Below are 11,274 nucleotides of genomic sequence, written 5' to 3'. Positions count from 1 at the left end.
CCCCCCCCCCCCCCCCCCGCCCCCCCTCCCCGACCCTCCCCCGCAAGGGGGGAGGGGGCGGATGCGGAAAGGTCCGGCCTTCCGCAACGGCGCGACGGCGGGCAGGCGCTCCGCCTCCCGGCAATAGCTCGGACAACCGACACCCGCCCCAAAGTCCCCCTCCCCCCTTGCGGGGGAGGGTCGGGGAGGGGGGTTGCGAGCCGCAGTCGAGCCGCCAAGAACTGCTGATTCGACACAACATCCCGGACTCGCCGACCACCGCGAAAGCCGGTGCCGCAATCGAACGGCCGCTGTCGCCACGCCGCTCATCGTTCCCGCGCCTGCGCATCCGTCATCAGCCGGATGAAGACATCCTCGAGGCTGGTCTCGCCAGGCGCGGCCTTGAGACCCCGCTCCTTCGCGGTCCCGACGACCTCCCTCATCAACGCCGCCGACACATCCCGACTCCGAGAAAAGCGCCCGGACCTCGCCGCGAACTCCCCCTCCCCCCTTGCGGGGGAGGGTCGGGGAGGGGGGTTGCGAGCCGTAGGCGAGCCGGCGATCGGCCGGCGCTCCGCCCGCCTGCCTTGGAACGGACAACCGACACTCGCCACAAGAGCTCCCTCCCCCCTTGCGGGGGTGGGTCGGGGAGGGGGGTTGCGAGCCGCAGGCGAGCCGCAACAAGCTGCTGCCTCCACACGACGATCCGCCCCCGCGGACCGCCGCGAAGGCCGGTGCCGCACACGCACCTCCGCTGTCGGCACACCCCTCATCGCCGACTGCTCTCCGCCCGCCCACCAGCCCTGGCTCGCACAACAGACAGTCGCCACTAAAGCCCCCTCCCCCCTTGCGGGGGAGGGTCGGGGAGGGGGGTTGCGAGCCGCAGGCGAGCCGGCGACAACTACGGCAAGGGCCGCTGGCCTACGCGCGACAACACCGCTGCCGACCGGGCCGCCGCTCATCGTTCGCGCGCCTGCGCGTCGGTCATCAGCCGGATGAAGACGTCCTCCAGGCTGGTCTCGCCGGGCTCGGCCTTGAGGCCGCGCTCCTTGGCGATCGCGCCGACGCACGACTCGAGCGCCGCGGCGTCCTCGCCGACGACGTGGATGTCGGTGCCGAACGGGGCGACCTGCTCGACGCTCGGCAGGCCGCGCAGCTCCTTCATCAGCCGGCCGGAGCCGTCGCCATGGACGATCCAGGTCTTCAGCCCGGAACCGGCCACGACCTCGGCGACGCTGCCGCGCGCCACGACGGTGCCGTAGGCGATGTAGACGATGCGGTGGCAGCGCTCGGCCTCGTCCATGTAGTGGGTCGAGACCAGCACCGTCAGGCCCTCGTCGGCGAGCGCGTGGATCTCGTCCCAGAACTCGCGGCGCGCCTTCGGGTCGACGCCGGCGGTCGGCTCGTCGAGCAGCAGCAGCTCGGGCTGGTGCATCACGCAGGCGGCCAGCGCCAGCCGCTGCTTCCAGCCGCCCGACAGGGTGCCGGCGAGCTGGTTGCGCCGGTCCGTCAGCCCGAGCCGGGCGAGCGTCTCGTCGACGACCCTGCGGCGCGGCCGGAGGTCGTAGAGGCGGGCGACGAAGTCGAGGTTCTCGCGGATCGTCAGGTCTTCGTAGAAGGAGAAGCGCTGGGTCATGTAGCCGGTCCGCGCCTTGATCTCGGCCGACTGCGAGCGGATGTCGAAGCCGAGCGCGGTGCCCTCCCCCTCGTCCGGCCTGAGCAGGCCGCAGATCAGCCGGATCGTCGTCGTCTTGCCCGATCCGTTCGGCCCGAGGAAGCCGACGATCTCGCCGCGCCCGACCTGCAGGTCGACATTGTCGACGACCGTCTTGTCGCCGAAGCGCTTGGTCAGGCCGCGCACCTCGATGACGTTGTCGCGGCGCGCCGACGGCATGCTCACGGCACACTCCTGGGGCACCGACGACACACTCCCGGCACTCTCATGGCACGAGCCTGACATCGACCGGCTGGCCGACCTTCAGCCCCGTCACGTCGTCCGGATGCGCCTCCACCATGTAGACGAGCTTCCGGCGGGCATGCACCGAATAGATCACCGGCGGGGTGAATTCGGCAGCCTGCGAGATGAAGGTGACGCGGGCGGTCCGGGTGCCGGCGCAGCCGTCGCAGTTCACGGAGACGGCATCGCCGATACTGATCCCGGCCAGCCGCTCCTCCGGCACGAAGAAGCGGATCTTCAGGTTTTCCGGGGGCAACAGCGAGACGACGGGCCGTCCGGCCGGCACGACCTCGCCCGGTTCGAAAAAGGTGTCCTGGACGCTGCCGGCCGCCGGTGCGGTGCCCGTCAGCCGCGAGATCCGCGCCTCGATGCGCATCACCGACGCGCTTGCGGCATCGACGGCGTCTTCGGCGGCCCGGATGGTGTCTGCTCTCGCTGGCAGACGGGCCACCTCGATCTGCGCCTCGATCGAATCGATTCGGGCCTGAATCACCTTGAATCGCTCCTCGGCGTCCTCGATGCGTGCGTCCGAAACGATGTTGGAGGCATGCAGGCTCTGGTTTCGCTGAAAGTCGTTGCGGGCGGTGGTGAGGCTTGCAAGCAGTTCGTCGCGCTGCGCCTGCAGCACGTCGATCTCCTCCTCGCGCTTGCCGGTACGCAGGTCGGCCAGTTGGGCCCTGGCCTGGGAGAGCCGCGCCGCGGCCTCCGTCCGTGCGGCCCGGGCGTCGGAATCGTCGATCCGGAATAGCACGGCGTCGGCATCGATCCGATCGCCGCGCACGACCTCCAGCGCGACGAGGCGGCCGGTTTCCTCGGCGCCCACGTCGAGGAAGTCGCCTTCCACGTAGCCCTGCAGCGCGTCGTCTCCCGCCTCCCAGAAGCATCCCGATGCCGTGAAGGCCGCAAGCAGCAGCACACCGATGCGGGGTGACATCAGGAGGGCTCCCCCTCCGCCATGATCGCCGTGACGGTATCCTGCAGGATGGACTTGACCGTCTCGATCTCGGTGGGCCCGTAGCCCGTCCAGCCGAGCCGTCGTTCTATGATTGCCCTCCCCATCCGGAAGATGACCAGTTGACCGAGCAGGGCGAAGGCCCGGGCGATCGTCTCGGGATCTTCTTCGGAGCGGCCGGTGGCGCGGGCGAGCAGCCCGGTGACGAGTATGTGGGCGCGGCCCATGAACCCGTCGTAGATGACGTCGAAGGTCGGCGAGGGATCCATCTGCTCGCGCAGGATGAACGGCGCCCAGCGTTGCGCTTCGGGATGGCCGAGCAACACCTCGGCGGCCTGACCGACCATCGCGTGCAGCATGACGCGGGCCTTCTCCGCATCCACCTCGCCGGACTGCAGCGCGGCCGAGATCGTGTCGACGAGGGGGCCGAGACGCCCTTTCACTTCGTCGACGATGTGCTGTGCGACCGCCCTGTGCAGGCCGTCCTTGCCGCCGAAATGATAGGGAATGGCCGCAAGATTGACGCCCGCTTCGCTGGCGATCCTCCGGGTGCTGGCGCCGTCGAAGCCATAGCGGCCGAAAGCATCCAGCGCCGCCCCGATCAACCTCCGGCGGGTTTCCTCGGAAGAAGCGCGCGGCGAACCCGTCTCCGCCGCGATTTCGCGGCCGCCGTGCCCGCCTGTCGTCTTCTTTGGCCTGTTCCCCTCGTCCGTCATGGGGCCGTCCATCCTCCAGCCGTTCGAATTCCTGCCTTCGTGATTATTCATTCAATCGAATGAATTAGTCAATCGAATGGATTCGATGAGATTGCTTGCGGGTCGAACCGCTTTCCCGACCGCCCCAGACGAGCTACGCGTTGCGTTGCCGCCGGCGAGTGCGGCACGGCAGCGGAGAAGGGAGCGAAGATGGCAGGACGGCTGGAAGGCAAGGTCGCGGTGATCACCGGCGCGGCGTCGGGCTTCGGCGAAGGCATTGCGCGGCGGTTTGCCGAAGAGGGCGCGAAGGTCGTCGTTGCCGACCTCAACGGCGAGCGGGCAGCTCAGGTGGCAACCGACATCGGCGCGCGGGCGAAGGCGATCGAGGTGGATGTCACCGACCGCTCCGACGTCAAGTCGATGATCGCGGCGGCGACGGACGACCTTGGCGGGCTCGACATCCTCGTCAACAATGCAGGCTTTACACATCGCAACCGCCCGTTGACGGACGTCGGAGAGGACGAGTTCGACAGGATCCTCGCCGTCAACGCCAAGGCGATCTATCTCGCGGCGCTGGAAGCCGTACCGCTGATGAGTGCCGATGGCCTCGGCGGCAAGGGGGGCGTGATCATCAACACGGCATCGACAGCGGGGCTGCGGCCGCGGCCGGGACTCACCTGGTACAACGCCTCGAAGGGCTGGGCGATCACCGCCACGAAGTCGATGGCGGTGGAACTCGCGCCGCAGAAGATCCGCGTGAACTGCCTCTGTCCCGTCGCCGGCGAGACCGGCATGCTGCACCTGTTCATGGGCGAAGACACTCCGGAAATGCGGGAGAAGTTCATCGCGAGCGTTCCGCTCGGCCGGCTCTCGACGCCGCTTGACATCGCCAACGCAGCCTTGTGGCTGGCGTCTGACGAAGCCGCACTCGTTACCGGCGTCGCGCTGGAAGTCGACGGCGGCCGCTGCATCTGATGGAATAGCGGGGATGCTGGGGATTCAGCGCCAATAGTCACTACGGGAATGTCGACGTCGTCCGCGCCACAGCCGCGGGCCGGACAAGTTTGAATGAGGTTCCATCCATGCAGATGCGCCGTTCGCTGTTTGCCGCAATCGCACTTGCCGGCCTTGTCGTCCTTCAGACCAGCCACGCCGAGGCGGCATGTTCGAACATAAGGCCGACGCGTCCCGGCGAGGTCTATCTATTCCGTGGGCTGGCGAACGTCTTCTCGCGCGGCATGGACCAGATGGCGCAGCACTTCACCGAACTGGGGATGGAGAACTGCGTCTACAACCACTCGACCTGGTCGGGTTTCGCCAACGACGTCCTCGAACGAAGCTATCAGAACGCTGTGTCATACCCGATCATCATCGTGGGCCACTCGCTCGGTGCCGGCGCCTCGCCGCTGATGGCGAACTACCTGGGAAAGAACGGCATCCCCGTCGCCTATGTCACGCTCTTCGATCCGGTGGAGCCGACCAGGGTCGGCGAGAACATCGCCGAGGTGGTGAACTACTATATCAAGGCGCCGCTCAAGAATAAGCTCGTCCAGCCGATGGCGGGCTTCACCGGAACCATCGCCAACATCGACATGTCCGGCCGCCGCGGCATCGACCATTTCACGATCGACAAGAACCCCGAGCTGCAGAACAACGTCTATACGCGCGCGCTTGCCCTGTCGGACACGGCCGCGGCCGAAACGAAGAAGAAGTAGTCCCCGCACCGAACAGAAGTCGCCGTCGCGGCAGTGCAGCCGTCCCGCCACGGCTCTGTCAGACGTCTCCCGCTTTACAAGCCACGGCGCGGGGTCTACCTAACCCGTCAAATGTCTCGGACAACGGGGCGCCGTTTCGATAGGGAGAACCACAATATGGCGGGTAAGCTCGACGGGATGGTCGCGATCGTCACCGGCGCCTCTTCGGGTGTCGGCACGGCGACCGCACGCAAACTGGCCGACGCCGGCGCGACCGTGGCGCTCGTTGCCCGCCGGATCGATCGCCTGGAGGCGCTCGCGGCCGAGATCCCCGGCAAGACCAGCGTCCACGGCACCGATCTCTACGACCCCGCCGCCGTGCAGGGGCTGATCGACGACGTCGTCGCTGCGCACGGCAGGATCGACATCCTGGTCAACAATGCAGGCTCGATGCTGTCGGGACCTCTCGCAGACGCCGACCCCGACGATCTGATCAGGATGACCGATCTCAATTTCGTGTCGCCGGTGCTGGCCACGCATGCGGTCGTCCCGGCCATGCGCAAGGCCGGAGCGGGTCATCTGGTCTATGTCAGTTCCCTTGGAATCCGGCTCAACACCCCCGGCAACGCCGTCTATGCCGCGACGAAATCGGCGCTGAAAACCTTCGCCGAGGTCGTGCGGAAGGAACTGATCCCGGACAACATCCGCGTGACCACCATAGTGCCCGGTTTCATCGAGACGGAGATCGTCGAGCATGTGCGCGACGCAACGATGAAGAAGAATTTCGAGGCCTTCATGGGTTCCATGACGCCCCTGAAGCCGGAAGACGTGGCGGAATCCATACTCTACGCGCTGGTTCAGCCACCGCATGTCAGCGCCAACGACATCGTCCTGCGGCCGACGAACCAGCCGAGCTAGGGCCAGCACCTCGGCTCAGGCGGCACCTCGGGTCAGGCGAGCCCGCCCTTCAGCACCTCAATGTGCCCCGGACCGATGCCGCAGCAGCCGCCGACGATCGTCGCGCCGCGGGCGACCCAGTCGCGGGCGAAGACGAGGTACAGCGGCGGTTCGAGCTCCGGCCGGACGGCCGAATCGTCGGTGTTCGACTCCGTGTCCTCGGCCATGGGCGGGTAGGCGTTGGCGTAGACCCCGACCGGGATGTCGGCTCCCGCAGCGCGTACCGTCCGGCAGGCAATCGACACCGCCTCGCCCATGACTTCCGGCTGGCTGCAGTTGAACAGCACCGCCGCCGCGCCGAGCCCGACCGCCGCGCCGACCGCGTCGGACACCTTCTCGTGGGACCGCAGCCGCGGATCGGCGAGATCAGGATCGTCGTCCCTGAGCGTGTACGAGACCCACAGCGGTCGCTCATCGTCTCGCAGGGCAGTCCGAACGGCTTCGACCTCGGCGATGGAGCCCATCGTCTCCGCCAGCCACAGATCGACAAACGGGGACTGGGCGCCGACCAGTACGTCCAGCAGGTGCGGGGCCCGGGCCGGATCGAACAGGTCCGGCCGATACGACCCGAACAGGGGTGGCAGGCAGCCGGCAACCCGTACCGCCCCCTCCCCCGCCGCCTCGGCTGCCTCGCGCGCCAACCGTCCGGCCAATGCCGCCAGCCGGCCGCCGTCGGTCTCGAACCGCTCCTCGCCGATGTGATAGGGGACAACCGCATAGGCGTTCGTCGTCACAACGCTCGCGCCGGCCGCAATGAAGGCATCATGCGCACGGCGCACATGGTCGGGGCCTTCCATAAGGGCCAGCGCCGACCACTCGGGGCGCCGAAATGGCGCGCCGCGCGCTTCGAGTTGCTGTCCCATGCCTCCGTCGAGAATGGTTATCTGCGCGGACATCTCTTTTCTCACAGCCGGTCTCGAAGGGCGAACCAGGTCATGGCGGCGGCGAGCGTCGGCGCGCGCAGCCACTTGCCCCCCGGAAACGGCGGACAGGGCAGATCGGCGAAGGCGTCAAGCCGTGCCGGTGCGTTTGTAATGGCGTCGGCGAGAACCTTGCCGGCCAGCGGCGCGATCGTCACGCCCTGCCCCGAGAACCCGGCGCCGACATAGACGCCGGTGCGCAGCTTGCGGATGTAGGGCAGCCGGTTGACGGTCACGGCGAGGGTGCCGCCCCAGGCGTGGTCGATGCGGACATCGCCGAGATCCGGATAGATGTTCAGCATGTGCCTTCGCACGAACGCCCGCACGTCGGAGGGCAGCTTGCGCGAATAGGTCTCGCCGCCGCCAAACAGCAGCCGGCCATCGGGCGTCGGCCGCCAGTAGTAGATCACGAAGCGCGAATCCGATGCCGCCTCGCCGCCCTTCAATATCCCGCCTGCCACGCCCGCGCCGATCGGCTCTGTGGTCAGGATGTAGTTGTTCATCGGCATCACGCGGGTCTCGGTGTCCGGTTCGATGCCATCCAGATAACCGTTGCCGGCAAGGATCACCGTGTCGGCGCTGACACGCCCGCGCGGGGTGACGAGCACCCGGGTATCGCTACCCTCCAGCGCGGTGACTTCGGTGCCCTCGTGGATCCGCGCCCCGGCGGCCGCCGCCGCGCGGGCGATGCCGAGCGCGTAGTTCAGAGGGTGCAGATGCCCGGCGCCGCCGTCGCGCATGCCGCCGAAATAGACATCGGTGCCAAGCGCGTCGGCGAGAGCGTCGCGCTCGATCCACTCGATCTCCTGGTAGCCGTAGTCGCGGCGCAGCTTCTCGACATACTTCTTCTCGTCAGCCACGTAGCGCGGCTTGTGGGCGACGCTGAAGATGCCGTGGCGCAGGTCGCAGTCGATGCCGTGCCGCTCTACGAGGTCGCGGAGAAGCTGCTTGGATTCCTCTGCGAGCGACCAGAGCTCCTTCGCCCGCGTGACGCCCAGATGCGCCTCGAGCCATTCGACGTCGCGGCGCTGGCCTGAATGGACCTGGCCGCCGTTGCGGCCGGATGCGCCCCAGCCGACCCTGTTCGCCTCGAGCAGCACGACGTCGACGCCGCGCTCGGCGAGATGCAGTGCCGCCGACAGTCCGGTGAAGCCCCCACCGACGACGGCGACGTCGGCCCTGATGTCACCGTCGAGCGGCGGAAACGGATCGAGCGTGTGGGCGGTCGCCGTGTACCAGGAGTCAGCTGGATAGGGTGCGCCCTGTCCCGCCATGTATCACTCGCGGATCAGGCGATCCGTCCCTGCTTCCGGAGTTCCGCGAGGGTGTCGTCCAGGGTCTTCTCGACGAGCTTGGCGAGCTGGTCGATCTCCTCGCGCGTGATCACCAGCGGCGGCGAGATCACAAGGGCGTCGCGCACCGCGCGCATGATCAGGCCGTTGGCGAAGGAGAAGTCGCGGGCGATGGTGCCGACGGCCCCGACAGGATCGAAGCGCTCGGTCCGGCCGGGCTTGGCGGGGACCAGTTCCAGAGCACCGAACAGTCCAACCATGCGGGCTTCCCCGACCAGCGGGTGATCGGCGAAGGAACGCCACTTCTCCTGCAGGTACGGGGCCGCCTCTTCGGCGCAGTGCTCGACCACGCGCTCCTCGCGCATGATGCGCAGATTCTCGAGCGCGGCCGCACAGGCGGCCGGGTGACCGGAATAGGTGTAGCCGTGGTAGAACTCGCCGCCCTTGTCGATCAGCACGTCGGCGACGCGGTCGGCGACCATGACGCCGCCGATCGGCAGATAGCCCGAGGACAGGCCCTTGGCGATCGGCATCAGGTCCGGCTTCAGACCGTACGTATCGGAGCCGAACCATTTGCCGGTGCGCCCGAAGCCGCAGATCACCTCGTCGACGACGAGCAGGATCTCGCGCTCGGAGCAGATGCGGGAGATCTCCGGCCAGTAGCTGTCCGGCGGGATCAGCACGCCGCCGGCGCCCATGATCGGTTCGGCGATGAAGGCCGCGACGTTCTCCTCGCCGAGTTCGTCGATCGCCCGTTCCAGCTCCTTGGCTGCCCAGACGCCGAAGTCCTCGCGGCTCATGTCGCCGCCGAAATCGAACCAGTGCGGCGGCGTGATGTGGTGGACGCCGGGCACCATCCCGGCCTGCTTGTGCATCCCGTCCATGCCGCCCAGCGCGGAAGCGGCCACGGTGGAGCCGTGATAGCCGTACTTGCGGCCGATGATGATCTGTTTCGCGGGCTTGTCCTGGAGCTGCCAGTAGTAGCGGACCATCCGGAAGACGGTATCGTTCGCCTCGGATCCGGAGTTGGTGAAGAAGACGTGGTTGAGCCCGTCCGGCGTGACCTCTGCAACCACCTCCGAGAGCCGCGCGGCCGGCGGGTGCGTCGTCTTGAAGAAGGTGTTGGAGTATTCGAGCTCCATCATCTGCGCATGCACGGCATCGGCCACCTCGCGCCGGCCGTGGCCGATCTGGGTGCACCAGAGCCCGGCCATGCCGTCGAGATAGCGGTTGCCGTCGGTGTCCCACAGCCAGACGCCGTGCGCCTTCGACATCACCCGGCTCTTTTCCGCGTTCAGCTGCCTGGTGTCGGTGAACGGATGCAGGTGGTGGGCGGCATCGAGACGCTGGAAATCGGCTGTCGAAACGTTGCGTGCGAGGTTCATCGAGGAATCTCCGGGTAAGGGCAGCTAGACGTTCAGCAGGAGGTATTCGCGTTCCCACGGGCTGATCACCCGCATGAACGTCTCGAACTCCTCCTGCTTGATGGCGGAATAGACGGAAACGAAGGTCTCGCCGAAGACCTCGCGCAGCGGCTCGCATTCCTGAAAGGCGGCGACCGCCTCAAGCAGCCCGCGCGGCAGGTCGTATGGGAGTTCACGGGCGCTGCCGGTTATCGCTTCGGTCGGCTGCAGGTTGTCCCTGATTCCCAGAAGCCCGGCGGCGAGCGACGCCGCGATCGCCAGATAGGGGTTGGCGTCCGACGAGGGGACGCGGTTCTCGACGCGGCGCGCCTGGGGCTTGGAGTGCGGGATCCGCAGGCCGACGGTGCGATTGTCGTAGCCCCACTGGATGTTGATTGGTGCGGCGGTGTAGCGGGCTAGCCGGCGGTAGGAGTTCACGTAAGGCGCCATCATGCACATGACGGCAGGCAGATACTCCTGCTGGCCGGCGATGAAGGAATAGAACTCCGGCGAAGGTTCGCCGTCCTTGTTCGAGAACACGTTCTCACCGGTCTTCGCGTCGACGATCGACTGATGGATGTGCATGGCGCTGCCGGGTTCCTGGGCGATCGGCTTGGCCATGAAGGTTGCGTAGATGTTGTGCTTCAGCGCCGCCTCGCGGATCGTGCGCTTGAACAGGAACACCTGGTCGGCCAGTTCGAGCGGCGCACCGTGGCGCAGGTTGATCTCTAGCTGGGCCGCGCCCTCCTCGTGGATCAGCGTGTCGATCTCGAGACCCTGCGCTTCCGAATAGTCGTAGATGTCGTCGAACAGCGGGTCGAACTCGTTGACGGCTGAGATCGAATAGGACTTGCGGCCCTTTTCGGCGCGGCCGGACCTTCCGATCGGCGGCTCCAGCGGATAGTCCGAATCGGTGTTCGGACGCACGAGATAGAACTCGATCTCGGGTGCGACGACCGGCACCCAGCCGCGATCCTCGTAAAGCTTCAGGACGCGTCGAAGGACCTGGCGCGGTGCCAGTTCGACCACGTCGCCGTCGCGGGTATATGCGTCGTGTACGACCTGCGCGGTCGGCTCGTCCTCCCACGGAACGATGCACAGCGTCGAGAAATCCGGGACGAAATGCAGGTCGCCGTCGGAGGGGTCGAGCTCCGTGATCTCCCGGAGATCGGGATAGTCGCCGCTGATGGTCTGGTAGAAGATCGATTCCGGCAGATTGAGCACGCGCCCCTCGAAGAACTTCGAGGCAGGCATCAGCTTGCCGCGCGCAACTCCGGACTGGTCCGGCACGATGCACTCGATGTCGTCGATCCGCCGCGTGGCCATCCACGCCTTCGCCTCGTCATAGGAGGCGACGCCGCGCGGCGCTTCCAGAGTGGTCTGTGCGACTTTCTTTCTCGGCATGATGCCCCGTCATGTCGACCG

General features: G+C 67.2%; 10 protein-coding genes. 3 read left to right on the top strand and 7 right to left on the bottom strand.

The window, feature by feature from the left end; genetic code table 11:
* Window positions 1–937 precede the first annotated feature (937 nt).
* Genes V3328_RS06520 through V3328_RS06510 form a run of 3 tightly spaced genes read right to left on the bottom strand, consistent with a single transcriptional unit; the run spans window position 938 to window position 3,604 of the window.
* On the bottom strand, window positions 938–1,873 hold the full coding sequence (locus V3328_RS06520) for an ABC transporter ATP-binding protein (RefSeq protein WP_340328897.1): 936 nt from the start codon (window positions 1,871–1,873) through the stop codon (window positions 938–940).
* 46 nt (window positions 1,874–1,919) lie between these two features.
* Complete coding sequence (locus V3328_RS06515) at window positions 1,920–2,870, bottom strand: HlyD family secretion protein (RefSeq protein WP_340328802.1); 951 nt, start codon at window positions 2,868–2,870, stop codon at window positions 1,920–1,922.
* On the bottom strand, window positions 2,870–3,604 hold the full coding sequence (locus V3328_RS06510; protein WP_340328801.1) for a CerR family C-terminal domain-containing protein: 735 nt from the start codon (window positions 3,602–3,604) through the stop codon (window positions 2,870–2,872). Before V3328_RS06510 ends, V3328_RS06515 begins: the two co-directional genes overlap by 1 nt.
* Window positions 3,605–3,793: 189 nt before the next feature.
* On the opposite strand from V3328_RS06510, the gene V3328_RS06505 reads away from it, so the two are divergent.
* The 3 genes from V3328_RS06505 (at window position 3,794) to V3328_RS06495 (ending at window position 6,195) form a co-directional block, all read left to right on the top strand.
* Window positions 3,794–4,558 carry an SDR family oxidoreductase gene (locus V3328_RS06505; protein ID WP_340328800.1) on the top strand — a complete coding sequence of 255 codons (765 nt, stop codon included), beginning with the start codon at window positions 3,794–3,796 and terminating at the stop codon, window positions 4,556–4,558.
* A gap of 107 nt (window positions 4,559–4,665) precedes the next feature.
* Entirely contained in the window at window positions 4,666–5,298 is a 633-nt protein-coding gene (locus V3328_RS06500) for a lipase family protein (protein ID WP_340328799.1), read from the top strand.
* A gap of 156 nt (window positions 5,299–5,454) precedes the next feature.
* Window positions 5,455–6,195, top strand: coding sequence for an SDR family oxidoreductase (locus tag V3328_RS06495; RefSeq protein ID WP_340328798.1), 741 nt, complete (start codon window positions 5,455–5,457; stop codon window positions 6,193–6,195).
* Between the two features lie 32 nt (window positions 6,196–6,227).
* On the opposite strand, the gene V3328_RS06490 is transcribed toward V3328_RS06495, so the two are convergent.
* The 4 genes from V3328_RS06490 to V3328_RS06475 are packed head-to-tail and all read right to left on the bottom strand — an operon-like array spanning window position 6,228 to window position 11,253.
* Window positions 6,228–7,130, bottom strand: coding sequence for a homocysteine S-methyltransferase family protein (locus V3328_RS06490; RefSeq protein WP_340328797.1), 903 nt, complete (start codon window positions 7,128–7,130; stop codon window positions 6,228–6,230).
* Window positions 7,131–7,138: 8 nt separating this feature from the next.
* A complete protein-coding gene (locus V3328_RS06485) occupies window positions 7,139–8,428 on the bottom strand; it encodes an NAD(P)/FAD-dependent oxidoreductase (RefSeq protein ID WP_340328796.1) in 1,290 nt (429 codons plus the stop codon).
* Between the two features lie 14 nt (window positions 8,429–8,442).
* Complete coding sequence (locus V3328_RS06480) at window positions 8,443–9,831, bottom strand: aspartate aminotransferase family protein (RefSeq protein WP_340328795.1); 1,389 nt, start codon at window positions 9,829–9,831, stop codon at window positions 8,443–8,445.
* 24 nt (window positions 9,832–9,855) lie between these two features.
* On the bottom strand, window positions 9,856–11,253 hold the full coding sequence (locus V3328_RS06475; RefSeq protein ID WP_340328794.1) for a glutamine synthetase family protein: 1,398 nt from the start codon (window positions 11,251–11,253) through the stop codon (window positions 9,856–9,858).
* Window positions 11,254–11,274: the final 21 nt, after the last annotated feature.

Origin of the sequence: Microbaculum marinum, from assembly GCF_037855135.1 — a bacterium.
GTDB lineage: Bacteria > Pseudomonadota > Alphaproteobacteria > Rhizobiales > Tepidamorphaceae > Microbaculum > Microbaculum marinum.
The sequence above is the reverse complement of the archived record's forward strand: the minus strand, read 5'-3'. Positions and strand labels throughout refer to the sequence as shown.

What these genes read in the sequence shown, in the direction of transcription:
- V3328_RS06520 (WP_340328897.1), bottom strand. Translation starts at nt 1,873, where the DNA reads ATGCCGTCGGCGCGCCGCGACAACGTCATCGAGGTGCGCGGCCTGACC.
- V3328_RS06515 (WP_340328802.1), bottom strand. Translation starts at nt 2,870, where the DNA reads ATGTCACCCCGCATCGGTGTGCTGCTGCTTGCGGCCTTCACGGCATCG.
- V3328_RS06510 (WP_340328801.1), bottom strand. Translation starts at nt 3,604, where the DNA reads ATGACGGACGAGGGGAACAGGCCAAAGAAGACGACAGGCGGGCACGGC.
- V3328_RS06505 (WP_340328800.1), top strand. Translation starts at nt 3,794, where the DNA reads ATGGCAGGACGGCTGGAAGGCAAGGTCGCGGTGATCACCGGCGCGGCG.
- V3328_RS06500 (WP_340328799.1), top strand. Translation starts at nt 4,666, where the DNA reads ATGCAGATGCGCCGTTCGCTGTTTGCCGCAATCGCACTTGCCGGCCTT.
- V3328_RS06495 (WP_340328798.1), top strand. Translation starts at nt 5,455, where the DNA reads ATGGCGGGTAAGCTCGACGGGATGGTCGCGATCGTCACCGGCGCCTCT.
- V3328_RS06490 (WP_340328797.1), bottom strand. Translation starts at nt 7,130, where the DNA reads ATGTCCGCGCAGATAACCATTCTCGACGGAGGCATGGGACAGCAACTC.
- V3328_RS06485 (WP_340328796.1), bottom strand. Translation starts at nt 8,428, where the DNA reads ATGGCGGGACAGGGCGCACCCTATCCAGCTGACTCCTGGTACACGGCG.
- V3328_RS06480 (WP_340328795.1), bottom strand. Translation starts at nt 9,831, where the DNA reads ATGAACCTCGCACGCAACGTTTCGACAGCCGATTTCCAGCGTCTCGAT.
- V3328_RS06475 (WP_340328794.1), bottom strand. Translation starts at nt 11,253, where the DNA reads ATGCCGAGAAAGAAAGTCGCACAGACCACTCTGGAAGCGCCGCGCGGC.